The following is a 25,997-nucleotide window of genomic DNA, read 5'->3' as shown; positions in this document are numbered from 1 at the left end:
TAATTCATTGCTGTATATCGTGTGACAATCGTATATGTATCAGCTATAATAAGTTATCTTAAAAAAGTAACATATAGGAATTTGAAAGAGGTGGCTTTCTTATGGCATCACAACAATTAGGTCGTTTACGTTCTGAAATTGATCAACTTAATTTACAAATATTAGAGTTACTAAACGAAAGAGGTCGTCTCGTACAAGAAGTTGGTAATTTAAAAGAAGTACAAGGTGTGAAACGTTTTGATCCTGTACGTGAAAGAAATATGCTGGATTTAATTGCAGAGAATAATAATGGTCCATTTGAAACTTCGACTTTACAACATATTTTCAAACAAATTTTTCAAGCTGGTTTAGAATTACAAGAAGATGATCATCGTAAAGCATTACTTGTTTCTCGTAAGAAAAAAACAGAAGATACGATTGTTGAAATTAATGGTGAAAAAATTGGTGACGGAAATCAGCATTTTATTATGGGACCGTGTGCAGTGGAAAGTTATGAACAAGTACGTCAAGTTGCTGAAGCAATGAAAGAGCAAGGTCTGAAATTAATGCGTGGTGGTGCGTTCAAACCACGTACTTCACCGTATGATTTTCAAGGTCTTGGATTAGAGGGATTACAAATTTTGCGCCAGGTAGCAGATGAATATGATTTGGCTGTTATTAGTGAAATTTTAAATCCGAATGATATTGAGATGTCATTAGATTACGTTGATGTTATTCAAATTGGTGCTCGCAATATGCAAAACTTTGATTTGCTAAGGGCAGCTGGTGCTGTAAATAAACCAGTATTATTAAAACGTGGTCTATCAGCAACGATTGAAGAATTCATTAATGCGGCAGAATATATTATGGCAAAGGGAAATGGGAACATTATTTTATGTGAACGAGGTATTCGCACGTATGAAAGAGCGACGCGTAATACGCTTGATATTTCCGCTGTGCCGATTTTAAAGAAAGAAACACATTTACCTGTCGTTGTCGATGTAACGCATTCTACAGGGCGACGTGACCTTCTCTTACCAACTGCAAAAGCAGCGATGGCAATTGGTGCAGATGCAATTATGGCTGAAGTACATCCAGATCCAGCTGTAGCTTTATCAGATGCGGCGCAGCAAATGAATATACCGCAGTTCAATGATTTTATGAATGAATTAAAATCATTTGGAAGTAAATTATAAAAACTTTTAATGAGCTGTTCCAAAAAGGCATTTTGGAACAGCTTTCTCCTATTGTATAGCGACTGTCATTGTCGATTTTTGTTGGTAAGTTGATATATTTAAAAAATCGCTGATATAATTAGAGTTGCGGTCGATATATTTGGAAAATCGCTGATATATTTCGAGTTACAGTCGATATATTCGAAAAATCGCCGATATAAATTTCATTTACTATCGTACTGCTTAAAATAAGATTTCTACTTAGGAAACATCTATTTTTTTACAAAAAATGCCCTTTTTTCATAAAAAATACGAAAATACGAGAAAAGAAGCGAATTTTTTCGAAACTTTTGCGGGAAAATATTGTATGAGCCTGCGTTTTTATCGTATCATTAGTAAAAGGAAGAACTCGGGACGATTGGTGGCATCTGCAAATAGAGTTGATGTCTTTTTTTCATTCAAGTAACCGATACATAAAAATAGATAACAAAAATAGAAGGAGTGTGCGATGAGATGAACGTAACAATCTATGATGTAGCGCGCGAAGCAAACGTTTCAATGGCTACCGTATCTCGTGTTGTGAACGGTAACCCAAATGTAAAGCCTACAACAAGAAAGAAAGTATTAGAAGCAATTGATCGTTTAGGATACCGCCCGAATGCGGTAGCACGTGGACTAGCAAGTAAGAAGACAACTACAGTAGGTGTTATTATTCCTGATATCTCAAATACGTTTTATGCAGAACTTGCACGTGGAATTGAAGATATCGCAACAATGTACAAATATAACATCATTTTAAGTAACTCTGATCAAAACAAAGAGAAAGAGTTCCATTTATTAAATACGATGCTTGGAAAACAAGTGGACGGAATTGTTTTCATGGGTGAAGATATTACAGACATTCACATTGAAGAATTTAAAAAATCTCCAGTACCAATTGTATTAGCAGCGTCATTTGATGAGCAAAATGAAACGCCATCAGTAAATATTGATTATACACAAGCAGCTTATGATGCAATGAAGCACTTTATCGAGCAAGGACATAAACGTATCGGTTTCGTCTCTGGTCCTTTCATTGATAAAGCGGGAAGCGCGAAGAAGTTACAAGGTTATAAAAAAGCTTTAGAAGAAGCAGGTATTTCATATGATGAAAATCTTGTAATCGATGGAGATTACACATATGACTCAGGTATCGAAGCATTCGAAAAGCTTTGGAGCAATGATGAAAAGCCAACAGCAATCTTCGTGTCTTCTGATGAAATGGCACTAGGTGTAATCCATGCAGCACAAGACGCTGGATTAAACGTACCAACTGACGTAGAAGTACTTGGTTTCGATAATACACGTCTTGCATTAATGGTTCGTCCGCAGCTTTCAACAGTTGTTCAACCGATGTATGATATCGGTGCAGTAGCAATGCGTTTATTAACAAAGTATATGAACAAAGAAAAAGTGGAAGATCACACTGTTATCTTACCTCACCGTATCCAATTTAGAGATTCAACGAAGTAAGTATAAAAAAGCTCACAGCGATTGCTGTGAGCTTTTATTCGGATTCAGGATAGTATTTTTGTACGACTGTATCCACCGCTTTATTTTTCTTAACGTGTAAAAATCTTGCGTACAGTTCTTTTCCGGTTTCAAATGGTGTATTGTCTAATTCAAACACATGCAACACTTTTCGGAACTTCCACGTTATTTGCTCACCGTACACATTATCGTACGTATCTTCAGATTGCATAGCAATTTTTTTACCAAGTTCGTGAGCATCCTCTAAACTGTTTGCTTTAACAAGAATAATGCTTTCTTCAAAAAGTGTATTGTGATTCTCTTCATAATGCCTTCGCTATAGATGGGGCTATTCCTTGTTATATGTCACATAAGTGCAAATTTAACTATTATAGGGCAATGTCATGTATAATAGAAAGAAAAGGCTTGTGAGGGGGGAAAAGAGATGATCGTTCTTTGGATAATTACGCTTTGTATGACTGCTATTTTTGCATATATGACGTTAAAACAAAATGGTTTAAAGCGATTTGTTCCAGGAAGTATTCTTGCAGGAATTGCCCTTATCACGTATGTAATTTCTATTTTTATTGAAAGTGTATCAGTAGATATGAGCACAAGTTTAATGTTTATTGGTATTACACTATTTGCAGGTAGCATTATGGTACTTGTGGTTGCTGGTATTATTTTATTTATTCATATGAATTCGGAAACGTTATAGCATATAGAAAAGGCATGTCCCGAGGGACATGCCTTTTTATCCGTTCAATTATGCTCTATCTTTAGAAGAGTTTTGCTGTTTTAGTAAGTCGCGAATTTCGCCAAGAAGTTCTTCTTCTTTTGTTGGTTCTGGAAGTTCTTCCTCTTTTTCTTCTTCTCTTTTAGATGTTAGTTTGTTGAAAACTTTAACAAACATAAAGATAGCAGCTGCAATAATTAAGAAATCAAAAATAGTTTGGATGAAGTTACCATACATAATAGATGATTTACCGAATGTAATTTTTAAATCTGTAAAGTCAACGCCACCTAATACCATACCAAGTAATGGTGTGATGATATCTTTTACTAAAGAACTAACGATTTTACCGAATGCAGCACCGATTACAACCCCGACAGCTAAATCGATTACATTCCCTTTGAAAGCGAACTTTTTAAACTCGTTCCACATGTGTTAATCCCATCCTTTCCACGATTCATTATGAAATTTATAATTCCTATCAACATATTCTATAGAAATTTATGAGAGAAATAAAGAGGGAATGGGAATGAAAGTAAATTCTGAAAAATGTATCCGTTTTAATTTTTATTTACATCATCTAGTAGAGATTGCAACAGTTGCTGCGTTTTTAATCCTTCTAATCCATCTACAACGGGCTTTGTATCGCCTTGTACACACTCAATAAAATGATGAACAGCATCTTCAAAACCACGTTGTTTTAACGTCGTATCCCATGATGGGGAACCACTTTGTGAAACTGAGTTTTCCTGTTCAATTTCAAATGTATTCATATTTTTTACGCGAATGATTTTTCCTGTCGTTACAAGTTCAATTTGTTCTAAATTAGTACCGGCATGGCGATGCATTGCAGTAGAAAGTAATAGTCCACTTGGAGTTGTATATGTATGATGTCCGTAAAGAAGTTCATTCTTTTCATTGATTTGCATCATATTGTGAACGGCGTTAAGGTCATCATTAGCTAACCAGCGAGCAGTATCTACAATGTGTAAATAATCATCTAACATAGTGAAGTCGTACGTATATGGCCCGACTTTATTTGTACGATGCTTTTCAATTCGAATCCATGAAATATCATGAGCCTGTTCTTTGGCAGCGACATACATAGGAACGAATCTGCGATTAAATCCGACCATTAATTTTCGGTTATACTTCTCGCTTAACTCGACTAGTTGCTCAGCTTGTTCCACTGTAGCTGCTAGCGGTTTATCAACATAAACGTCGATCCCTTTTTTTAGAAGTTCAGAAACGATTTCATAATGCGATGTAGTTGAACTATGAACGAAGATTGCATCGCATTCCGAAGCTAACATTTCAATAGAATGAAAGTCTTGAATTCGGTATTGCTGGCAAACTTGTTTTCTTTTCTCTGCGTTAGGTGTAAACGCCCCTACAAAATTCCAATCAGTTTCTTTTGTAAGTGTTGGAAGATAGGCCTTTTGCGCAATACTTCCAAGTCCAATCATCCCAATTTTAGGTTTGTTCATTTTTATTCCCACCCTATTAATAGTAATGTAACGGCTTAAATGTAGCATAGGGTGGGGGAGGAAGGCAAAAATTAGCTTTTTACTTACGGCCTTCTAACAAAATCTTCTCTATCTCTTCAAAGTGATGAGCGCGAGCATGCTCTAACGGGGTAACACCATCATTGTCTGGAATATTTACATCTGCACCGTGCTCAATAAGAAGGTGAATGACTTGTTGCTGTGTTTCGTTTCCGTTACTTAGTACGATGGCTTCCATTAAAGCTGTCCATCCCAGGTTATTTACATGATTTACATCAATATGTGTTCGAGTGAGGAGTTCCTTTATAACGTCAATATAGCCATGTTCTGAGGCTGGGATAAGAGCTGTTCCGCCGTAACGATTTGTAATCGTAGGATCTGCACCAGCATCAATTGTTAGTTTTAAAATGTCTAAGTAACCTTCCGCACCGGCGTATAGAAAGGGATTATTTTTCATGTCATCTTGGATATTTACGTCAGCACCAGCTTCGATAAGTACCTTTGCGGTTTTTACATCATTTTTGTATGTAGCAATCATAAGCGGAGTGCGTCCTTGACTATCCGTCGCATTTATATTTGCGCCTTGTTTTAGTAAAGATATAACAGTATTCGTTTCATTTTTTTCAGTGGCTGCTAGTAGTGCAGTCTCCATGTTTATCATCTCCTTTTTTACTTCTTGTTCTTGCAAGCATCCTTGTAAAAAAATTACGCAACATATCATACTGAATGTTTTTTTGAACATGGAATTTCAACCTCCTAATTTCAACTGTAAAATAGGAACATTAAATTTTTATAAACTGACGCTAAAATTACTATAAAATCGCTTGAGTAATTGAACATATATTTTTATGCTTATAAATAATAAGGTTTGATAAAGTGAGGATTTAAGATATGTCTATTAAAACAAGGTTTTTATTTTCTTATATTGCTGTTATCCTCGTTTCCATTACGCTTATATTAGTCGCGGGATTTTTAATCGTTTTTTCGATAACAGGTGACTTGGAAGCAGTGAAAAATTTCTATAAAAGTTCTTACATTCAAAAGCCGCTTACACCAGAAGAAGAGAATGCCTATCTTGAGTTGAAGTCAGCAGCCAAACAGCATCAATCTCAATTGCTAGATGAGTCGTTTGTCTCAGCAATAGAAAAAGAGGGTGTGAAAATAGTAGTAAGAAAAGGAGAAACACTTTCATATGCTTCAAACGTATTTGAAAGTGTTTCTTTAAAAGAAGCCCTTCCGAAATTTGAATCAGCAAATATTAATAGTCGTGGTACAACGGAACTAGGCGATACATTTTATCGATATGTAAAGTTTGATTTTTATTTTCCTCAGGAAGAAGAGGGAAGTATATTTGTATTAAAAAAGCAAAGTTCATTTGTAGATCTTACACAAAAATTATTTCCAATCTTATTCGTATCGCTTTTACTACTAGCCATTTTACTCATTGGATTATTAAGTTACCTCGTTTCAAGAAGTGTAATAAAACCAATTTTTGTATTGAAAGGCGCAACGGAGAAAATTAAAGAAGGAAATTTAGATTTTCAAATACCAATTACATCACACGACGAAATAGGGCAATTAAATCAAGGGTTTGAGGAAATGAGGAAGAGATTAAAAGAATCGATAGAGATGCAAACACAGTATGAAGAAAATCGAAAAGAGCTTATTTCAAACATCTCTCATGACTTAAAAACACCGATTACATCAATTATAGGATATGTAGAAGGAATAAAGGACGGAGTAGCAAATACGCCAGAAAAAATGGATAAGTATTTAACAACTATCCATACGAAAGCAAGACATATGGATACACTTATTGATGAATTATTTTTATTCTCAAAGCTCGATTTGAATCGAGTTCCCTTTCAGTTTGAAACGGTTGAATTGAATACGTTTATGCAAGAGTTAATCGAAGAGATGCAAATGGATTTAAGTAAAGAAGGTATAGAAGTTAACTTACAATTACATGCATCACCACTATATGTAACGGCTGATTGCGAAAAGATCAATAGAGTTATATCAAATTTAATTCATAATAGTGTGAAATACATGGATAAAGAAGAGAAGAAAATTACTGTAACAGTATCGAGTGATAATAATAAAGTTATTGTGAAAGTGATGGACAACGGATCAGGTATAGAATCTGATACATTGCCGTATATCTTTGAACGTTTTTATCGTGCAGAACAATCGCGGAATTCTAGCACAGGTGGAAGTGGACTTGGTTTAGCGATAGCGAAGCAAATTGTTGAAGAACATGGCGGGGAAATTTGGGCGGAAAGCGAGCTTGGGAAAGGCACAAGCATTTTCTTCTCATTGGAAAAAGTAGAGGAATGTGGTGAGTAAATTGAAAAGAATTTTATTAATAGAAGATGAAGTAAGTATTGCAGAATTACAGCGAGATTATTTAGAAATTAATAATTTCCAAGTTGATGTAGAGCATTCAGGAGAAATAGGTTTACAAACAGCTCTGCAAGAAGACTATGATTTAATTATTTTAGATATTATGCTTCCGAAAATGAACGGATTCGAAATTTGTAAACAAATACGTGCTGTAAAAGATATTCCGATTCTACTTGTTTCAGCAAAAAAAGAAGATATAGATAAAATTCGCGGACTCGGATTAGGAGCGGATGATTATATAACGAAACCGTTTAGCCCGAGTGAATTAGTCGCAAGAGTAAAAGCACATATTGCCCGTTATGAAAGATTATTAGGAAATGTAAGTAAGCAACGTGATACGTTATATATTCACGGAATTTCTATCGATCAACGAGCGAGAAAAGTTTTTATAAACAATGAAGAAGTTGCGTTTACAACGAAGGAATTTGATTTATTAACATTCTTTGTCACACATCCAAACCAAGTATTAAATAAAGAACAGTTATTTGAACGCATTTGGGGATTAGATTCCGCTGGGGATTTAGCCACTGTTGTCGTCCACATTAGAAAGCTACGTGAAAAAATTGAAAGAGATCCTGCTCACCCGCAATATATTGAAACAGTATGGGGAGCTGGTTATCGTTTTAACGTGTAATATACCTGCCGAGTAATTGGCAGGTTTTTTATGTTATTTGCAAAAAGGAAATAATAGGTAATTTGTGTTAAGATATAAAGAGAGATAAAACATAGTAGAGCATGAGAGGGTGTGCTACATTTTGGGAGATACATTACAAGATAATAAATCAAACAAGGTCTTAAGGATTGGAACTAATATTATAATTATTTTATTAATTATTGGTGCAATACAAATGTTTTATGATAAAGATTATACAAATGATCATTTCGGCTGGTTATTTTTAGTATTAGGTTGGATAGTTAGAAGCATTTTTAATATTACGATAGGTTTAAAAGAAGGAGATAAAAAGTCAGTGTTTTTTGATGTAGGTTTGGTGCTCTTTTCCTTTTATCTTTTATTTTTATATAGTACGAAATATTTCTTCTGAAAATTTAGCTCATAGTCTTATAGAGACTGTGAGCTTTCCTTAATAATAACGGTACTGGCGTAACGATTTATAAAATATTTGAGTAGTAGAAGTAAACAGGGTCGCTTCTTCTAAAAAAGGATAATGGTTGCTCTCCTCAAATGTCACAAAAGTAGAATCGCATATACCCTCATGTATCTCGATGGAATATTGAATAGGACACTGCACATCATATCTTCCGCATATAATAAGTGTCTTTGTTTGGATGAAAGGTAAATACTCTCTTAAATCAAATGAAGGATATTCATTGGCGAAAGCATTCATCCGGCTAATGGACATTGTTTTGTTGATTGGTTTACAAAAATAAGAGTTGTAGTTTTCTGGTTTAAACAATGATAATTTTGTTCTCTCAGTAGATAGTTCTTTTCGTTCTTCATTTGTAAGGTGAGGGCTTTTTAAGTTTTCGATGAGTTTTTGCATATAATGAAACTGTGGATGTGCTGGGTGATAAATGCAAAATGGTGTTTCGGTATAGTTACTTGCTGCAGCGCCTGCTATGACTAATGAGTGTAAGGAATTTGGATATGTAATCGCATATAAAAGTCCAAGCATACCACCTGTTGAATGACCGGCGAAATGCCATGTTGGAAGTTGTAATACTTCTCGTATGGCTTCTAAGTCGTTGATTGTTTCAATCATGCTTAATTCGTTTTCTGACTGGGCGGTTACAGAGCGACCAGTATCTCGTAAATTAATGAGAAATACACGATGCGTAGCAGTAAAAACATCCGCAAAGTAATCCCCAGTTTCATTAAATTGTGAATAGTGATGTGTAATACAAAGCGATTCGCCATTTCCTTTTGTAAAGAGTTCAAATGTACCGCGTTTCGTGTTGATTATTTGTTGTGTCCACATAATATCACGACCTTTTCTCATAAAAGTTGGGCCAGACTGTTATAAAATGAAAATATATCAGCGATTATTAGAATATATCGGCGCAACTCGGAATATATCAGCGATTATCAAAATATATCGGCGTAACTCGGAATATATCAGCGATTATTAACATATATCGACTTACCGACAGAAAACGACAATAATAGCAAGCTTCAAATAAAAGGAGGCTATTCAAAAACGAGCCTCCTTTTCGTTTAGTATAAAGATTTTGTCATATTATTCCGAATAATTTCAAGGGATTTCGCTACAGTTAATGCGTTTTTTTCTTCAATTTCTGGTTTACGGGGGATAGGTTTATACATGTTGTCTGGATCTTCCCATGTGAGGGGAAGTTCTGTTTCTGCTTGTCCTTTCCAAGCTTCAATCCATTCTGGAGGGAGATAACCTGAGATGTTTTGGATGTTGTTCATTTCGAGCCAAATGAGTGCCCAAGCTCTTGGAACGACGCGCCAGTGATCGTAGCCACCGCCGCCGACAGCGATCCAGCGACCGTCGCAATATTCATTAGCAATTTCACGAGCGAGCTTCGGTATTTCGCGGTAAATATTCATTGTCGCACAAAGATGTGTAAGTGGGTCATAATAATGTGCGTCAGCACCATTTTGCGTTAAAATAATATCCGGTTTAAAGTACGCTGCAACTTCTTTTACAACAGTTCGATATGCTTCTAAGAACGATTCATCTTCTGTAAAAGCATCGAGTGGAACGTTAAAAGAATAACTATAACCATTACCTTGTCCACGTTCGTTTACAGCGCCAGTTCCAGGGAATAAATAGCGACCAGTTTCATGCAGTGAAATGGTGCATACGTTAGGGTCATCATAAAACGACCACTGTACGCCATCACCGTGATGAGCATCTGTATCAATATATAAGACGCGTAAACCGTATTTCTTCTGAATATACTTCATTGCTATGGAGCTATCGTTATAAATACAAAAGCCAGATGCTTTACCACGGAAGCCATGATGTAAGCCGCCTCCTAAGTTAAGCGCGTGTTTTACTTTTCCGGAAAGAACAGCATCGACAGCTGTTAACGTACCACCAACGAGCAATGCGCTTGCTTCGTGCATATTTGGGAACATTGGTGTATCTTCTGTTCCGAGTCCATATGTCATCGCAATTGATTTTTCTAACTTTCCTTCTCCAGCACGTTTTACCGCATTTATGTACTCCTCTGTATGAATGTAGGCAATCTCTTCATCTGTAGCCATCCGTGGTGAGATGATTTGAGAGGGAGAGATGAAACCGCCCTTTTGTAATAAATCATACGTAAGTGTGACGCGCAGTTGGTTAAAAGGATGATCAGGGCTAAATGAATAGCCCCGAAAGTCATCCGAATAAATAAACGCGCTACTCATGCTTGCATCCCCATGATGTTTGGCCATAATACGCGGTAGCCTTCTGCTTCAAGTGCATCAATCACTTTTAGAGGATTCATCGTTTGAATGCGGAAAACGAGTACTTTATCATTCTCGTCTTTTGCTGGGTAGACGAGAACGCTCACGATATTTATTTGTAAATCACTAAAAATAGCAACGACTTTTCCAAGAATACCAGGTTCGTTTTTTACTTGAATTTCAATTTGCGAACTTGGTTGATGTGCTCCTGTTAATTTTACTAATGTGTGCAGTACTGTAGATTCAGAAATGATTCCAACTAACTTCCCGGCCTTTGTAACAGGAAGACAGCCAATTTTATTTTCAAAAAATAAAGTAGCAATTTCCTCAACAAAATCGAGAGGATGGCAAGTCATAACAGGATGTCTCATAATAAGCTCGAGCGGTTGCTGTAGCATATCGAGTGAAACTTGTTCATCTAGAATAGACGGACTTGCATCTCTTACATCCCGATCAGAAATAATGCCTACGACGTGATTATTTTGATCGACAATTGGAATGTGCCGAATGCCTTTCGTGCGTATCGTTCGGATTGCTGTTTCGATTGTATCGTTTGGATGTAATGTAACTACATTTTGATTCATAATTTCTTCTACAATCATTCCAGTTGCCCCCTTTATTAATACATAAAACGATTGTGAAAACGTAGACGATCAAAAGCTTGAATAGAATCCGTATCAACGCGTTTACCGATGCGGACCATTAAACAGTTGGCAGGATGTGAACAAATTTCAGGATCGTCTGTAGCCATCCATTGTAACCCGCCAGCATTCATCATCTTCTCCATTACTTTTCGGTATTCCCACACATTCAATCCTGTTTGTTTCAAATCCCAGTGCCAATAATATTCAGTCGTCAATATAATGTAATCTTCCATATAATCGTCCATCATAGAAACCTCTAGTAAGTTCTTTCCGACAGAACTCCCGCGGAAGGCTGGGACTACTTCAATTGCCCCAAGCTCAATTAAGTTTTCCATTTTTCCTTCTGACCATCGTTCAAGTGGATCAGGATACAAGTATGTAACATATCCAACAATTGTTTGGTCATGTCTAGCAATAATGAGACGAGCTTCTGGTAATTTAGAAATTTCGACAATTGCTTTATATTGTTGCTCGGCAGGACGAAACGCAATTAAGTCTGGATGAAACTCATACATTTCTAAGTTATGTGTAGAGACAGGACCTTCAATAATTAAAGTGCCTTTCGCTGTTTTTAAGTTTCTAGCATTATATATTTTTTTATGAATCAATGTATTGCTCACCACCTTGAGGGTTTGTGAATCTATTAATATCGTACTTTATAATATATGCGATGTGAATCGAAATTTGTCATTAAAAATTTGTCTAAAAATCAACAAATATACTGAAAATTTTAAATAATGTCATTATAATAGATAATAGAATACATAGGAGGGGGATGTAAAGTATGAAAGTAGAAACGCTTCCTGTCATTAAAGGAGAAAATAATTTGCCGAATTATGATGAGGCATACGCGAATTTTAACTGGGAAGAGGTTAATAAAAACTTTACTTGGAATGAAACAGGCCGAGTAAATATGGCGTATGAGGCAATTGATAAGCATGCGAAATCCGATCGAAAGAATAAAGTAGCTCTTTATTATCAAGATGGATCGCGAAAAGAGAAATATACATTTAAGGAAATGAAGGATTTTTCTAATAAAGCAGGAAACGTCCTTAAGAATTATGGCGATGTAGAAAAAGGCGATCGCGTTTTTATTTTTATGCCACGTTCTCCAGAGTTATATTTCGCACTTTTAGGTGCAGTGAAATTAGGAGCAATTGTTGGACCGCTATTTGAAGCATTTATGGAAGGCGCAGTTCGCGATCGCTTAGAAGATAGCGAAGCAAAGGTGTTAATTACAACGCCTGAATTGTTAGAGCGCGTACCATTAAATGATTTACCGGCTTTAAAAACAGTTTTCCTTGTTGGAGATAATGTAGAAGAAGGCGGTAAAACGGTAGCGTTCAATCCTTTATTTGAACAAGCTTCAAAAGAATTACATATTGAATGGTTAGGCCGTGAAGACGGCTTGATTCTACATTACACGTCTGGTTCTACTGGTAAGCCAAAAGGTGTGCTTCATGCGCAAAACGCAATGGTTCAGCACTATCAAACGGCGAAGTGGGTATTAGATTTAAAAGAAGACGATGTATATTGGTGTACTGCTGACCCGGGCTGGGTAACTGGAACAGCTTACGGTATTTTCGCACCGTGGTTAGTTGGAGCGTCAAACGTTATTTTAGGTGGACGCTTTAGTCCAGAAGCTTGGTATGAAGCACTGCAAGATTACGGTGTGACGGTTTGGTACAGCGCACCAACAGCATTCCGTATGTTAATGGGAGCTGGACAAGACGCAATTAAAAAATATGACTTATCACAAGTTCGTCACGTATTAAGCGTTGGTGAGCCGTTAAATCCAGAAGTAATTCGCTGGGGTATGAACGCATTTGGACTTCGTATTCATGATACGTGGTGGATGACAGAAACAGGTGGACAAGTTATTTGTAACTACCCTTGTATGGAAATCCGTCCAGGTTCAATGGGTAAACCAATTCCAGGTGTGAAAGCAGCGATTGTTGATAATGAAGGAAATGAAGTGCCTCCTTACACAATGGGTAACTTAGCAATTGCGAAAGGTTGGCCATCTATGATGCGTGGGATCTGGAATAACCAGCAAAAATATGAATCTTATTTCATGCCGGGAGATTGGTACGTATCAGGCGACTCTGCCTATATGGATGAAGATGGATACTTCTGGTTCCAAGGACGTATTGACGATGTAATTATGACGTCAGGTGAGCGCGTTGGTCCGTTTGAAGTAGAAAGTAAATTAATCGAGCATGCTGCTGTTGCAGAAGCTGGTGTAATTGGTATTCCTGATCCGGTGCGCGGCGAAATTATTAAAGCATTTATCGCACTTCGAGCAGGATACGAACCATCTGATGAATTAAAAGAAGAAATTCGTCAATTTGTAAAGAAAGGCCTAGCAGCTCATGCAGCGCCACGACAAATTGAATTTAGAGATAAATTACCGAAAACGAGAAGTGGTAAAATTATGCGCCGCGTATTAAAAGCGTGGGAGCTGAATTTACCAACAGGTGACTTATCAACGATGGAAGATTAAGAGAGGAAGGTCTGAACGAAAAATGTTCAGGCCTTTCTTTTTTATGATATCATGAACTTATATATATAAGTTAAAGGGGATAGTATGATGAAAACAGAAAAGGAAAAGATGATACTAGGAGAAATGTACATACCGGCTGATCTAGTTTTAGTACAAGAAAGAGAGCAAGCGCGTATATTAACGAGAAAATTAAATGATACGTCAGAAGAGCAATTGAAAGAGCGTAGCGAAATCGTAAAAGAATTATTCGGAACGACAGGAGATAATATTCATCTTGAATCTTCTTTTAGATGTGATTACGGCTATAACATTCATGTCGGTGAAAATTTTTACGCGAACTTTGACTGTACGATTCTAGACGTATGCCCGGTAACAATCGGAGTGAACTGTATGTTAGCTCCAGGTGTCCACATTTATACAGCAACGCACCCACTTGATCCAATTGAGCGTATAAGCGGATCAGAATACGGAAAACCAGTTACAATTGGCGATAACGTATGGATTGGCGGAAGAGCAATTATTAATCCAGGTGTAACAATTGGAGACAATGCGGTGATCGCATCTGGTGCTGTCGTAACGAAAGATGTGCCTAATAATGTAGTAGTTGGTGGGAATCCTGCAAAGATTATAAAAAAACTAAAATAATATTTGAACGAAGTGCCTTCCTCGTCTGTATACATTTATGAAAGAATAGATGAGGGAGGCTTTTTTATATCTAATAAATTACTCTTTGCGACGTTGTAAAGGATTGGAGAGAAGTGAAATTCCACCTCTATTTGACATGCCTATATAAATGATGGTATAAAGAAAAGTATATGAATAATTGAGCGTGGAAAGGGAGAAGTAGTGATCATTTCCCTGTTTTAGAGAGCTGATGGCCGGTGAAAATCAGCACATAGATGATCGCGAATTACGCCCCTAGAGCATCTTTTTTCGATTGAATTATATTCAAAAGGGAAAAGACGGTGCTAAGCCGTTATGTAAATAAGGTGGTAGGCTTTTTTTGCCTGCAACTAGGGTGGTAACGCGATAATCAAAATCGTCCCTTATTTGAAGGGGCGATTTTTTTATGTTTTCAACTTTCACGCCAGTAATGAACTTAAAGGAGAGTATGTAGGATATGGGTATTTTACAAGATCTTGAATTTCGCGGTCTAATTAATCAGCAAACAGATGCTGAGGGCCTTGAGCAATTATTAGAAAAAGAAAGCGTTAAATTATACTGTGGTTTCGACCCGACAGCAGATAGCTTACACATTGGTCATATGTTACCAGTATTAATGTTACGTCGTTTCCAATTAGCTGGTCACCAACCAATCGCACTTGTTGGCGGTGGTACTGGTATGATCGGTGATCCAAGTGGTAAAAAAGCAGAGCGTACATTAAATACGAAAGATACAGTTGCTTACTACACAGAAAGCATTAAAAACCAACTTTCAAACTTCTTAGAGTTTGAAAACGTGGACAACCCAGCAACGATGGCTAACAACTACGACTGGCTTGGTAACTTAGATGTAATTTCATTCTTACGCGATATCGGTAAAAACTTCGGTTTAAACTATATGTTAGCAAAAGATACAGTAGCATCTCGTTTAGAAACTGGTATTTCATTCACTGAGTTCAGTTACATGATTTTACAATCATACGACTTCTTAAACTTATACCAACAACATAATTGCCGTCTGCAAATCGGTGGTAGTGACCAATGGGGTAACATTACAGCTGGTCTTGAATTAATCCGTAAATCAGAAGAAGATGCGAAAGCATTCGGTTTAACAATTCCACTTGTTACAAAATCTGACGGTACGAAGTTTGGTAAAACAGAAGGCGGCGCAATTTGGTTAGACCCAGAGAAAACAACTCCTTACGAGTTCTACCAATTCTGGATCAACACAGATGACCGCGACGTTGTTAAATACTTAAAATACTTCACATTCTTATCTCACGAAGAAATTCTTGAGCTTGAAAAGCAAGTAGCTGAAGCGCCAGAAAAACGTGCAGCACAAAAAGCATTAGGTTCTGAAATGACAAAACTTGTTCATGGTGAAGAAGCATTAGAGCAAGCGATTAAAATTTCAGCTGCATTATTCAGCGGTTCTGTAGCAGAACTGACTGCAAGCGAAATCGAGCAAGGATTCAAAGACGTACCATCTGTAGAACGTACTGCAGAAGATACAGTATTAATTGACTTACTTGTAGAAAGCAAAATCTCTCCATCAAAACGTCAAGCACGTGAAGATGTAACGAACGGCGCAATCTACGTAAATGGTGAGCGTACACAAGCATTAGACTACGTTGTAACAGAAAACGACCGCATCGAAGGTAAATTCACAATCATTCGCCGCGGTAAAAAGAAATATTTCTTAATTCGTTACTAATAAATAAAAAGCTTTGAGGAATTTCCTCAAAGCTTTTTTGTTTTAATCTCCTTTTCGAGTTCATACGGAAATCACATGTAAGCGGTATGATAAACGTATAACAATTAGAAAGGAGTGGTAAAACGAAATGTCACTAGAAGCGTTGATTATTTTTTCTTTGCTAAACGCGGGTCAACTTGCAGAGAATTCGAAGGTTGATATACATAAAGAGCAGAAAGATGCTTATGTATATGTTCAAAAAGAGGAAAATAAATAACTTTAATATATATAAATAAAAGCTACTCGAAGTAACTGTTTTGGTGTCTTCGGTAGCTTTTTGAATTATGAATAAATAGGAATTAATTCTCGCTTGAAATCTTCGTACATTTCAAAGGCGATTTTCATGATTTCTTTGAGTTCATCGTAACTGTGGAAGCATGGACGAAGTATTTTTTCTGTATCATTTGATAATATTGCTACAAACATAGCCCATGGATCTCCAGCTCTTATTGCACCATTATGTCGTGCAGACCAAATAAACTCAACAAGGCCATGTTTTAAACTAATATTAAATCTAAAAGTATAGATGTTTTTATTCTTGACCTCACCAACAATAAAAAAGTTTTCTTTTTTCATAAAACGAGCTTTATAGCCAAGAGACTCAAATACTGCAATTACTTTTTCGTTTTCATAGTTTTCAAATGTATTTTCCTTATCAGAAAACTTTTCTGATAGGGCTTTATATCTCTTAATAAAATCAATTTTTGCAAGACTGGCTTGTATTTCAGGTTTTAATGAATAAGACAAAAGTTATTCCTCCTAAAATATTAAGTCTATCCTTATTTTTGGGTCATTACTTCATATATCTTTAAGGTGAAATCATGAATAAATAGGAATTAATTCTTGTGGCTCCACTTTTACTATTCATGTTAAAAGTCTAAATCTTTTTCATTACCATCATAATCTACTAGTAATGATCCTTCGTCTAAGGTATCCATTAACCATTCCACCAAACCATTCCATGATCTAGAAACGCTGTGAATCTCCCTATCCCATTGTATTACCGTTGCATCGTATCCATTGCTTGATTCTAAGTCTATACATATCGAGTCACCATAGTTTAAATCTGCGATGATTAAATACGTGTCTGGCATCTTTGTCGGTCTTCGTTCTTTTTTAAACGAATCATTTAGATAAGAGCCACCACGCTGTTTTGGACCCTGAGCAGCTGTATGAATTTCTGACAGGATTGTTCCAGGTATAAATAATTCTCCACCATGACACACTTGGAGAAAATCTTTATATATATCAGGAATTTGAATGTTAAGTTCATTTTGAAGGCTTGTTATATCTTCTAAGCTGATTCCATTATTTAGGTTATGAATACCATCTACATATTTATTAACTTCCTCAAAAAATGGTTGTAAATGATTGTTTTTTGAATAATATTTTCTTAGCATAAGACCATCTCCCTCTATTCATGTTTCCAAGGCGCAACGTCTCAAGATTAGATACATAAAGAAATCCGGCTCTTGTGAGTCGGATTTCTTTATGTATAGGATAAGATTGCCTTTCTTATATATAAAATTATGAATAGATAGGAATTAATTCTTGTTTAAAATCTTCGTACATTTCAAAGGCGATTTTCATGATTTCTTTGAGTTCATCGTAACTGTGGAAATATAGCACGGGTACTTTTTCCGTGTCATTTGATAACAATCTTATAAATATGTCCCAAGGGTCTCCAGCTCTAACTTCACCATTATGCCATGCTTCCCAAATCAATTCAGCAACACCATATTTTAAGCTGATGTTGAATCTAAAGGTGTAGACATCTTTGTTTTTTACTTCTCCTACAATAAAAAAGTCTTCTTTTTTATTGTAACGAGCTTTATAGCCAAGAGACTTGAATACTTCAATAGCTTTTTCATTTTCATAGTTTTCAAATGTATTTGTTCTATCGGAAAATTTTTCTGATAAGGATTTATATCTTTCTACAAATTTAATTTTCTCAAGTACCTCTTTTATTTCAAGTTCTAAATCATATGCCATCAATTATTCCTCCCTAAACCTAATATCAATATCATATTTTTCTTTTGCTAATTTTATATATTCCTCTATTCGTTCAAAATTTTTATTAGATGCTGGAATCTCTAAAATTTGTTTTCCTTCTAGTGATTTTCCATCTATTCTTCTATATTTATTTGAACGAATCTTGGTTCCAATAGCATACTTATCTTTCATTTCTTTCAAATGTTTTTCAAAAGTTTTAATATCAATATCCGCTAGATCTGTAGCTTTTCTGGAAACTATTTCCCCTTTAATTGGGTCATATGAATCTAATCTTTTACCATTACTTAAATGTACCTCATTATTCGGATACCATCTATTTTTTTCTGCAGTTTGATTAAAACGATTTCCTCTTGCCATAGGTGAATCTTTTGTCCAATAATCACTTGCTTCTTTCCAGTTCAATCTATCTTTAGGTACTTTACCGTCTTTTGCTTTTCTAACGCAATATTCCGCATATTTTAATTCTAAATCAGATTCGACAAACTTACCATCTTTTAAAAGATTTTTAGAGGAACCTCCAGAAGAAGACTGAAACCTTTGCAAAGTATCAATACTATTTTGAACGGTATTATACCATACAAATGTACCATGTGTAGCAACACCTGCTCCAACGGTTGTAAGAGCTAAATCAGCTGGGATAACAATTGGTGATGCTGCCCCGAAAGTTACTCCTTCTAACAATACGGTTCCAACATTTGATCCTGTTACAATAGCTATACCGCCCAAAATTTCAAAAATAGATCCTACCCCTGATACAAAATTCCCCACAAGATTTCCGGCTTGAAAGGTTGTTTTGTTTTCTAATTCATTGCCCATTGGTAATTCCACGCCTGTAAAGTTTTCAGCAGCTGAATTACAAATTCCTTGGAAGAATTCCCAAGCGCCAATAGCTGTTTTTTGGTACCACGGTCTATTAGCTTCTTGTTCCTGCAAAGCCATTTTTTCTTCAATTTCTTTTTTTATTTCGGCTTCTTGAACTCTTTCCTCTGCAATTTTTTGAATAGAGGCTATCCATTCCATATTCAACCTTTGTGTACTAAATGTACCACTTACCGGACTAAAACCTTTCCCGCTTTGGACTTCCGCTAAACCCATAGCAATACTAGCTGCTAGTTGAAGGGCCGTGCTGTAGTTATTACTGGATGTATAATCGAATTCATGTAGACGCTCTAGTTTTTCATCAAGCTTTTTTCTCATCGCAATTAAAACAGCCACAATTGAGTCTACTCCAGGCAGTGGTGTAAGTACCTCTATTGCTTCTATACTTGCAATGGTTTGATTGATTTCTTGGATTTGTTCTCTTATTTCTTGTTCGATAACATCTGTAGAAGCTACCTGTGATTGAAAGTCTCTTGGAAAAGCATCATTTTGACGGATTAATTCTTCGCATAAGTAAATGATTCCTTGTGCTAACGGACGAAAGGTTTGTAAGAAATATGCTTTTGCACTACTATATGTTTGTCCTTGTAGAACAGTATCCAATGCAAAAGCGTCAATAGAATGAATAATTTGTTCCATTCCTTGAATAGTAGCGTTACAGAAAGCGTTCATACTTTCTGTTTGAGCTTGTACTTCACCGAGATACATATTTAAAGACATGAACTTTCCCTCCCTCCCTTACAAGAAAATAATACCAATTTAAGGAAGTTGTTGTAAATGTAATATTCTGATTATTAAGCGAAAAAGTTGCTTGTTCATTAAGTTTTTAATCTCATTCGGATGCTCTGGTGATGAAGAAGTTTTTAAGGTTGAATGTAAATAGAAAAAGGAAGGTATAGATTACGTACAAATAGATACGTTGTAAAAATAATGTTAACGGAAGGAGAGTATAGCAAAGGGAAATGAGTTATGGGGTAGAATGTAGTGTTTTTAAGTGTTAGAAGAAGGGGAGGTTTTTATTAATGTGGATAAAAGATGGATGGAATTCTAGAGGGAGGGGGAAGGTTTATTAACTATAGACTTACAGTTCTTTTTTATTTTGTTACATTGTTCCGGTTCTATACATATACCGGCTATATTCAATAAAAAAAGCCCAGGCCCCTTGATAAACAAGGTTCCTAAGGCTTTTAATAATACTCTTTTCAGAGTACCGAGATTAACGAGAGTAGAACTCCTTAGTATTAAAAACCCTTATATTATCAAGGTTTCAAGGCATGATTTTAAAAATCCCCCCCAAAAGTTCCCCCAGCTGCAAGTAAACTTGTACTAAATGCAGCTACCGACTCTTCTTCTAATTCTTTGAATGAATGGCCATATATATCAAAAATCATTTGTGGGGTATTACCTAAACGATCAGCAATAACTTTTACTGGTATCCGCTGGCTAATTAATAATGTTGCATGAGTATGTCTTAAACCATGTGGAGTGATTTTCTTCAAAGTTGTATGTTTTAAGATGCGTTGAAAACTATACATTAAAGGATTATCTGTTATGGGTGTTCCAGATTGATAAGAGATAAAAATAAAATCATCATCGTGTAAATGTAGGCCGAAAGAGAGTTTTGTTTTTTTACACCATGTTCTATATACCTTCAATTGATTAATAAGGGTATCATCAATTAAAATCGTTCGGAAGCTATTTTTAGTTTTGGGTGTTCGTGTACCTTTGTTATCACGAGTACGTTCTACAGTTAGAGTTTTTGCTTCGAAATTAATGTTATTCCACTGTAAACCTAGTGCTTCACCTTTTCTTAACCCTGTGAAAGCAAGTAACAAAATTATGCTGTAGTTTGTGATGTTTTCGTGCTTTTTAGCAGCTGCTATGAATTCATTTAACTCTTCAGCTGTGAAAAAGTTTTCCGCTGTTTTTTCTTCATTTGGTATTGTAATTTTCTTAAATCTGTTACGAGGGATAAGTTCATCATCCACAGCTGAATTGATTGAGATTTTAAATAATCTGTGGAAGAGTTGAACGGTACTAGGTTTATATTTCTTCAATAGTTCATTAATATAAACACGTTTATAGGTTGATTTATCTAATTCAGCCAATTTATATTTACCGAGCAATGGTTTCATTTGATACTTAATAGCATTTTCTCGTTGTGAACGTGAGGAGATTTTCCATTCATTTTTATGAGTCTCATACCATATATCCAGCCATTCTGAAATAGTTAAATTAGAATTTTTCACTTGTTTAACTTCACCATTTAAAATACTTGTCTTAACTTCAAGTAGTCCTCGGTAAGCTTCATTTTCAGATTTGTATCCTTGTTTATACTTTTCTCGTCTTTTTCCTAACGAATCATAGTATCTATGCCTAAAACACCACAGTTTTACACCTTTTGTATTGAAATAATAGTATAGTTCAGGATCTTTCTTTGTTTTATATAGCTTCATCATGTATCTTCCCTTTCGTGCGTGGGCAAACGCTATCGGGGATAGACTTTTAGTTATTAATAATTTTTACCTTCATCATTATAAGCATCTTCGAAAGTTGTATTTTCTTCATCTTCTTTAGATACAAATTTTTTCCCATAGAGAAACCCATTTATCATGGCAGTTAACTCGCGAGTATCTTGTTCATTAAGGGTTAAGCCGTTTTCCTTATATACTTCAATGTTCACCTTGTTTTCTTTATCTACAATAATAGGAAACGGTTGATTGTGCTCACATGCTAATGTTGCTGTTTTAAATAACTTATTTTTATCATCATTATACTGAGCGGATTGTGGATCTTGTGGATAAGGCGAGAGGATATCAAAAGGATTGTTTGTAAACCCACCATCCCCCTTATGTATTGCTGCCCATATTTTTTTTTCTTTTTCTTCGGCTGTTAAAGTATCATCATTTTCAATAAGTGGCATCTTATAGTAACCCGCTAGGTAAGTCAGATAATTATTATGAATATCTAATCCTAATGCCAATTTTTCTAGTATTTCTATTGAAGGTTTTTTGTTACTACCTGTTTCTAATTGTGATAAATAAGGGTGTGATACACCTGTTAATTCAGCAGCTTTTCTTAATGAAAGTTTTTTTTCCTTGCGAACTTTTCTTATATATTCACCTAATTCTATTTTAATCACCTTCTTTATTTATTTGTCTAAATTTTACTTTAAGGTGTTTGCTGTGTCAAACAAATTAAAAATAGCGGTTGACGTTGGCAACCGAATGATTGTATACTATGAGCAAGCAAAGGTGGTGAATAGATATGATTAAAATAGAATTAAAAGATGAAGTGGCAACAAGGTTGTTAATTGCTAAAACAGGTAAAAGTTTAAGACGTTTTTCTAAGGAAAATGGATTTTCACACACGTATCTAAGTCAAATATTAAATGGTGATCGTAATCCATCGCCAGTAGTAGCGGTAAAAATCTCTAACGGATTAAATCTTGAAATTGAAGATATTTTTTTAATCACTTTGGTTGATGTTAGCAACCAAAATAAAGGAGAGAAGATAAATGACTTTAGCTACAGTTGATGTTTCGCTCAATCAACATGAAATTCGTCAATATATTTATGAACAAGTTAATCAAGAGTTACGTCAAGCTTTAGTTTTTTGGGATATTAATCGGATGAGTGAAATGACGTGTCTCTCAAAATCTTTTTTAGAGAACGAATTTTTAAATGATCCAAGGATGAAGCAACTTGAAAGGCGTAAGGAAAAAGGTAAGCGCATTTGGCCATTCAACGAAAGTATAAAAGTGCTACAAATGATAATGGATGAATGGTGATATATCTAGCAATCTATAAAAAAATAGGCGTGGGCAAACGCAGATTAGTATGTTGTATTAGTCAGACGGTCAAGCGGGCCAAAAATAAACGCAAGGTTAATACATAGCAGGAGGTGAATATACATGAATGGGATCCTATCGGCAAGTAAGATTATGACAGCCGCACAAGTAAGAGAAATGTGTGCTGAAATGAAAAATAATCCAGCAGTAATGTTTATAGTTGAATTAGAAGCAAAGCAAAAATTACGTGAAATGAACAGTAAATAAGGAGTGTTGGAAACATGCGAGATGTAAGGGATTTAGCATTTGGATTAGATCATGAAGTAGGACAAATAAAAGGGCATGTAGATACTTTAATTGATGTGGAAATCATATTAGGTCAATTAAATGACAAAATGTTCGAAGCAGAAATGAAAAGTGATGAACAATGGAATTATAGAGACCACCATAGAACGATTAGAATATTGTGGCATGTCATGCGGCAATTAAAAACTGAACTGACTGACAGTGTTGAAACATTCGATAAAATCAATACAGATTTATTTAATGAGGTTGTGAAGAATGGTAGTAAAAAACAATAAAAAAAGATATATGAACGGCGAATTCATATATCTTCAAGAACAATTATTTATCTACTTATATTTTAACATCAAGTTTCTAGAAGAGCAATAGGAGGTGAAATCTATGCTCGATAACTTTAATAATATACCAACAGAATTGAAAAACACCCCTAATTGGGTCTTGTGGAAAGCTGAAGTACGAAATAGTAAAGCAACAAAAGTACCATATCAACTTAATGGATCTATGGCTCAATCAAATAACCGTAATACTTGGTCTACTTTTGAAGAAGTTTTGGAAGAGTATCAACAAGGTGATTATAACGGTATTGGTTTTATGTTTTCTAAGGAAGATGTATTCATAGGGATTGATATAGATCATTGTGTTCAGGAAGGTGAATTTACAGAGTTAGCCGAGGATATTATGAAACTTGTTCCAAGTTATACAGAATACTCTCCAAGTGGAGATGGCATTCATATTATAGCGAAGGGGAAAATTCCATTAAGAGGACCTGGGACAGGAAAGAAGAATCCCTCTATCGGTCTTGAGATATATAGGCACGGAAGATATTTCACATTCACGGGAGCCAGTATAAATAATCTTCCTGTGAAAGAATCAACCGAAAACTTAAAAGTTCTTTTTCAAAAGTATATAGAGAAGAAGGAAGTACTTGTAGTACCAAAAACACCGTCTGTTTCAAGGGAAAGTAACATAAACAATCTCTCTAGTTCAGAACTATGGGAGCGAATGTTTAATAGTAAGAATGGTAGAGCTATTAGAGATCTATTTTGCGGAGTGCTTATAAATGGTGATCATTCTTCCACAGATATGGCTCTAGCCAATCACCTTGCATTCTGGACAGATAAAGATGCTGCAAAGATGGATTCGATGTTTAGAGAATCAGCTTTAATTCGTGATAAATGGGATAAACCACATTCTTCGGATGGTCGTACATATGGACAAATGACAATTGAAAAGGCAATTGAATCTACCCACAGTTCTGTTTCAGATTATAACCATAGTTCTGATTACAACCGAAAAAATGATGTTCATTATTTGGTAAATGAACAAGGTGAAACAACGGGTATAAAAAAAGGCTCATGGTGGAGCGAAAATAACGGACGGACTAGTTTTTTACATCATATCATGGTCGAGTACATTTTACAGGAAAATAAAATTGTTCGTTTTCCAAATGAAGATGGTGATATCTATGTTTACAACAGAGCTACTGGAATATATGAAATTGATAAAACGTGTAGGAAGTTACGTTCACTCGTTCGTGATGCAGAGATATTAAAAAGAAATCAAGTGCGTGAAGTACAAGAATACATTATGGACATGTCACCAGTAGTAAATGAAGAATCCAAGAATTATATAGCAGTAGAAAATGGTTTATTGCATCTTGATAGTATGGAATTTAAAGAGTTTACGCCAATGGTATTTGTAACCAAAAAGATACCAACAAAATATAATTCAAAGGCTTTTGATTCATTTGTTGAAAGAACGCTGATGAAAGTATCTGATGGACATCTACCTACTATCAAAAATATTCATGAAATGTTTGGAGCGGTTTTGTATCCAACCTTGTTAGTTCCGAAAATGTTTTATTTGTATGGACGTAGTGCCCATAATGGGAAATCCACTGTTTTATATATGATACAGAAGACGTTCAATTCTGGGGAGAACATATCAGCGATAAGTCCGCAGAAATTGGCGGAAAATGCCTTCGCAGGTAGTAGCATTTATGGGAAATTGGCAAATATCGTAGACGATCAACCCGATGAAGTAATACGTGATAGTGGAACATTAAAAACTATCATTACAGGTGGGTATGTCGATATCGAATATAAAGGAAAGGGGAGTCAAACAGTACAAATGAATACGGTATGTATTACAGCTAGTAATCACTATCCTAATTTCAGGGAACACGGCAATCAGATTAATAAACGACTGCATATTTTACCGTTTGATCATAACTTTATGAACGACCCAGACCGTATATCCGAAATGGAAAGTATGAAACAACTTGAAACAGTAACTGCAAGGGAATATGTCTTGAAATTGGCTGTAGATGCAATAAAAGAAATGAAGCAACGTACGGTTGATATCCTAACATACAATGAGAAGGCAGAGGAAGCAAAACAGAACTTTATGGAATATAATGATCCGCTGATAGATTTCTTTTTTGAATATGATAAGCAGTTTTTTGAAGAAGTTAGAGGGACGGATGCTCTAAAGGCATATGACGAGTGGTGCAAAGATAACCATGTTCAGTATCCATTAGGGCAAAAACAATTCAAAGATGCTGTTTGTACTAAGTACGGTATGGAGTGGAAAGACAAAAAAGTGAAAATAAATAGTACATCGAAAACAGTGAAGGGGTTTAAGTCAAAACTAGCAACTTATTAGCAACCGGTATGAACCTTAGAGCCATAAGAGATTGAGCCGTTCGTGTTGCGTAATCAGCAACTTATTAGCAACCAGCATTAGCTTTAGAGCCATAATGATTTG

At 35.5% G+C, this 25,997-nt stretch carries 28 protein-coding genes, 1 pseudogene and 1 other annotated feature; of the genes and pseudogenes, 15 read left to right on the top strand and 14 right to left on the bottom strand.

Features of this window, described 5'->3' with window-relative positions:
- Positions 1 to 101: 101 nt before the first annotated feature.
- Complete coding sequence (locus EBQ15_RS03980) at positions 102 to 1,175, top strand: bifunctional 3-deoxy-7-phosphoheptulonate synthase/chorismate mutase (RefSeq protein WP_000168204.1); 1,074 nt, start codon at positions 102 to 104, stop codon at positions 1,173 to 1,175.
- Between the two features lie 492 nt (positions 1,176 to 1,667).
- On the top strand, positions 1,668 to 2,666 hold the full coding sequence (gene ccpA, locus EBQ15_RS03975; RefSeq protein WP_001103297.1) for a catabolite control protein A: 999 nt from the start codon (positions 1,668 to 1,670) through the stop codon (positions 2,664 to 2,666).
- 34 nt (positions 2,667 to 2,700) lie between these two features.
- Here the strand turns inward: ccpA and EBQ15_RS03970 are convergent.
- Positions 2,701 to 2,994 (bottom strand): annotated as a pseudogene (locus tag EBQ15_RS03970) (DUF4288 domain-containing protein); the annotation flags it as partial.
- 114 nt (positions 2,995 to 3,108) lie between these two features.
- Between EBQ15_RS03970 and EBQ15_RS03965 the strand changes: the two are divergent.
- A complete protein-coding gene (locus EBQ15_RS03965) occupies positions 3,109 to 3,381 on the top strand; it encodes a DUF3917 domain-containing protein (protein ID WP_000636590.1) in 273 nt (90 codons plus the stop codon).
- 48 nt (positions 3,382 to 3,429) lie between these two features.
- Here EBQ15_RS03965 and mscL read toward each other — a convergent pair whose 3' ends face one another.
- The 3 genes from mscL to EBQ15_RS03950 form a co-directional block, all read right to left on the bottom strand.
- On the bottom strand, positions 3,430 to 3,828 hold the full coding sequence (gene mscL, locus EBQ15_RS03960) for a large-conductance mechanosensitive channel protein MscL (protein WP_000267003.1): 399 nt from the start codon (positions 3,826 to 3,828) through the stop codon (positions 3,430 to 3,432).
- A 128-nt stretch (positions 3,829 to 3,956) separates the two neighbouring features.
- A complete protein-coding gene (locus EBQ15_RS03955) occupies positions 3,957 to 4,883 on the bottom strand; it encodes a Gfo/Idh/MocA family protein (protein WP_001039698.1) in 927 nt (308 codons plus the stop codon).
- A gap of 79 nt (positions 4,884 to 4,962) precedes the next feature.
- Positions 4,963 to 5,643 (bottom strand): ankyrin repeat domain-containing protein, encoded by a 681-nt coding sequence (locus EBQ15_RS03950; protein ID WP_000474102.1) that lies wholly within the window; start codon positions 5,641 to 5,643, stop codon positions 4,963 to 4,965.
- A gap of 149 nt (positions 5,644 to 5,792) precedes the next feature.
- Here EBQ15_RS03950 and EBQ15_RS03945 point away from each other — a divergent pair, with 149 nt between their 5' ends.
- The 3 genes from EBQ15_RS03945 (at position 5,793) to EBQ15_RS03935 (ending at position 8,347) form a co-directional block, all read left to right on the top strand.
- Positions 5,793 to 7,247, top strand: coding sequence for a sensor histidine kinase (locus tag EBQ15_RS03945; RefSeq protein WP_000023869.1), 1,455 nt, complete (start codon positions 5,793 to 5,795; stop codon positions 7,245 to 7,247).
- 1 nt (position 7,248) lies between these two features.
- Positions 7,249 to 7,938, top strand: coding sequence for a response regulator transcription factor (locus EBQ15_RS03940; protein ID WP_002001794.1), 690 nt, complete (start codon positions 7,249 to 7,251; stop codon positions 7,936 to 7,938).
- 121 nt (positions 7,939 to 8,059) lie between these two features.
- On the top strand, positions 8,060 to 8,347 hold the full coding sequence (locus EBQ15_RS03935) for a hypothetical protein (protein ID WP_000502933.1): 288 nt from the start codon (positions 8,060 to 8,062) through the stop codon (positions 8,345 to 8,347).
- A gap of 39 nt (positions 8,348 to 8,386) precedes the next feature.
- Here EBQ15_RS03935 and EBQ15_RS03930 read toward each other — a convergent pair whose 3' ends face one another.
- From EBQ15_RS03930 to acuA, 4 genes are all read right to left on the bottom strand, one after another.
- A complete protein-coding gene (locus tag EBQ15_RS03930; RefSeq protein WP_002001796.1) occupies positions 8,387 to 9,262 on the bottom strand; it encodes an alpha/beta fold hydrolase in 876 nt (291 codons plus the stop codon).
- A 215-nt stretch (positions 9,263 to 9,477) separates the two neighbouring features.
- Positions 9,478 to 10,644 (bottom strand): acetoin utilization protein AcuC, encoded by a 1,167-nt coding sequence (gene acuC / locus EBQ15_RS03925; RefSeq protein ID WP_000092808.1) that lies wholly within the window; start codon positions 10,642 to 10,644, stop codon positions 9,478 to 9,480.
- Positions 10,641 to 11,285, bottom strand: coding sequence for an acetoin utilization AcuB family protein (locus EBQ15_RS03920; RefSeq protein ID WP_033692993.1), 645 nt, complete (start codon positions 11,283 to 11,285; stop codon positions 10,641 to 10,643). Before EBQ15_RS03920 ends, acuC begins: the two co-directional genes overlap by 4 nt.
- 17 nt (positions 11,286 to 11,302) lie before the next feature.
- Positions 11,303 to 11,935, bottom strand: coding sequence for an acetoin utilization protein acetyltransferase AcuA (acuA, locus tag EBQ15_RS03915; protein ID WP_000581388.1), 633 nt, complete (start codon positions 11,933 to 11,935; stop codon positions 11,303 to 11,305).
- Positions 11,936 to 12,111: 176 nt separating this feature from the next.
- Between acuA and acsA the strand changes: the two genes are divergently transcribed.
- From acsA to EBQ15_RS03895, 4 genes are all read left to right on the top strand, one after another.
- On the top strand, positions 12,112 to 13,830 hold the full coding sequence (gene acsA, locus EBQ15_RS03910; protein WP_000862049.1) for an acetate--CoA ligase: 1,719 nt from the start codon (positions 12,112 to 12,114) through the stop codon (positions 13,828 to 13,830).
- 84 nt (positions 13,831 to 13,914) lie between these two features.
- Positions 13,915 to 14,475: a maltose acetyltransferase domain-containing protein gene (locus EBQ15_RS03905; RefSeq protein WP_002001062.1), complete on the top strand. Its 561-nt coding sequence runs from the start codon at positions 13,915 to 13,917 to the stop codon at positions 14,473 to 14,475.
- A gap of 176 nt (positions 14,476 to 14,651) precedes the next feature.
- Positions 14,652 to 14,880: a binding site (T-box leader), on the top strand.
- 70 nt (positions 14,881 to 14,950) lie between these two features.
- On the top strand, positions 14,951 to 16,207 hold the full coding sequence (gene tyrS / locus EBQ15_RS03900; RefSeq protein ID WP_000512083.1) for a tyrosine--tRNA ligase: 1,257 nt from the start codon (positions 14,951 to 14,953) through the stop codon (positions 16,205 to 16,207).
- Positions 16,208 to 16,334: 127 nt separating this feature from the next.
- On the top strand, positions 16,335 to 16,463 hold the full coding sequence (locus EBQ15_RS03895) for a hypothetical protein (RefSeq protein WP_000050940.1): 129 nt from the start codon (positions 16,335 to 16,337) through the stop codon (positions 16,461 to 16,463).
- 65 nt (positions 16,464 to 16,528) lie between these two features.
- Here the strand turns inward: EBQ15_RS03895 and EBQ15_RS03890 are convergent, their stop codons facing one another.
- The 6 genes from EBQ15_RS03890 to EBQ15_RS03865 all read right to left on the bottom strand — a co-directional run bounded on the left by EBQ15_RS03890 (position 16,529) and on the right by EBQ15_RS03865 (position 22,280).
- The gene (locus EBQ15_RS03890) at positions 16,529 to 16,993 is read right to left on the bottom strand and encodes a hypothetical protein (protein ID WP_000122403.1); all 465 of its coding nucleotides are present in this window, start codon (positions 16,991 to 16,993) and stop codon (positions 16,529 to 16,531) included.
- A gap of 122 nt (positions 16,994 to 17,115) precedes the next feature.
- Positions 17,116 to 17,646 carry an SMI1/KNR4 family protein gene (locus EBQ15_RS03885; RefSeq protein WP_000944937.1) on the bottom strand — a complete coding sequence of 177 codons (531 nt, stop codon included), beginning with the start codon at positions 17,644 to 17,646 and terminating at the stop codon, positions 17,116 to 17,118.
- 127 nt (positions 17,647 to 17,773) lie between these two features.
- Complete coding sequence (locus EBQ15_RS03880) at positions 17,774 to 18,238, bottom strand: hypothetical protein (protein WP_000312815.1); 465 nt, start codon at positions 18,236 to 18,238, stop codon at positions 17,774 to 17,776.
- A gap of 3 nt (positions 18,239 to 18,241) precedes the next feature.
- Positions 18,242 to 19,858: an LXG domain-containing protein gene (locus tag EBQ15_RS03875; protein WP_000056034.1), complete on the bottom strand. Its 1,617-nt coding sequence runs from the start codon at positions 19,856 to 19,858 to the stop codon at positions 18,242 to 18,244.
- A gap of 560 nt (positions 19,859 to 20,418) precedes the next feature.
- On the bottom strand, positions 20,419 to 21,594 hold the full coding sequence (locus tag EBQ15_RS03870) for a site-specific integrase (protein ID WP_033683962.1): 1,176 nt from the start codon (positions 21,592 to 21,594) through the stop codon (positions 20,419 to 20,421).
- Between the two features lie 56 nt (positions 21,595 to 21,650).
- Positions 21,651 to 22,280 carry a helix-turn-helix domain-containing protein gene (locus EBQ15_RS03865; RefSeq protein WP_000590190.1) on the bottom strand — a complete coding sequence of 210 codons (630 nt, stop codon included), beginning with the start codon at positions 22,278 to 22,280 and terminating at the stop codon, positions 21,651 to 21,653.
- A 125-nt stretch (positions 22,281 to 22,405) separates the two neighbouring features.
- On the opposite strand from EBQ15_RS03865, the gene EBQ15_RS03860 reads away from it, so the two are divergent.
- The 5 genes from EBQ15_RS03860 to EBQ15_RS03845 all read left to right on the top strand — a co-directional run bounded on the left by EBQ15_RS03860 (position 22,406) and on the right by EBQ15_RS03845 (position 25,895).
- The gene (locus EBQ15_RS03860) at positions 22,406 to 22,675 is read left to right on the top strand and encodes a helix-turn-helix domain-containing protein (RefSeq protein WP_000590194.1); all 270 of its coding nucleotides are present in this window, start codon (positions 22,406 to 22,408) and stop codon (positions 22,673 to 22,675) included.
- Entirely contained in the window at positions 22,656 to 22,928 is a 273-nt protein-coding gene (locus tag EBQ15_RS03855; protein WP_000171000.1) for a hypothetical protein, read from the top strand. The genes EBQ15_RS03860 and EBQ15_RS03855 overlap by 20 nt, the downstream gene beginning before the upstream one ends.
- A 123-nt stretch (positions 22,929 to 23,051) precedes the next feature.
- Positions 23,052 to 23,195, top strand: coding sequence for a hypothetical protein (locus tag EBQ15_RS31030; RefSeq protein WP_164514037.1), 144 nt, complete (start codon positions 23,052 to 23,054; stop codon positions 23,193 to 23,195).
- Positions 23,196 to 23,209: 14 nt separating this feature from the next.
- Positions 23,210 to 23,509: a hypothetical protein gene (locus EBQ15_RS03850; protein ID WP_001205800.1), complete on the top strand. Its 300-nt coding sequence runs from the start codon at positions 23,210 to 23,212 to the stop codon at positions 23,507 to 23,509.
- Positions 23,510 to 23,612: 103 nt separating this feature from the next.
- Complete coding sequence (locus tag EBQ15_RS03845) at positions 23,613 to 25,895, top strand: phage/plasmid primase, P4 family (RefSeq protein ID WP_000886445.1); 2,283 nt, start codon at positions 23,613 to 23,615, stop codon at positions 25,893 to 25,895.
- Positions 25,896 to 25,997: the final 102 nt, after the last annotated feature.

This window comes from Bacillus sp. 2D03 (assembly GCF_003946765.1).
Classification (GTDB): Bacteria; Bacillota; Bacilli; order Bacillales; family Bacillaceae_G; genus Bacillus_A; species Bacillus_A cereus.
The sequence above is the reverse complement of the archived record's forward strand: the minus strand, read 5'-3'. Positions and strand labels throughout refer to the sequence as shown.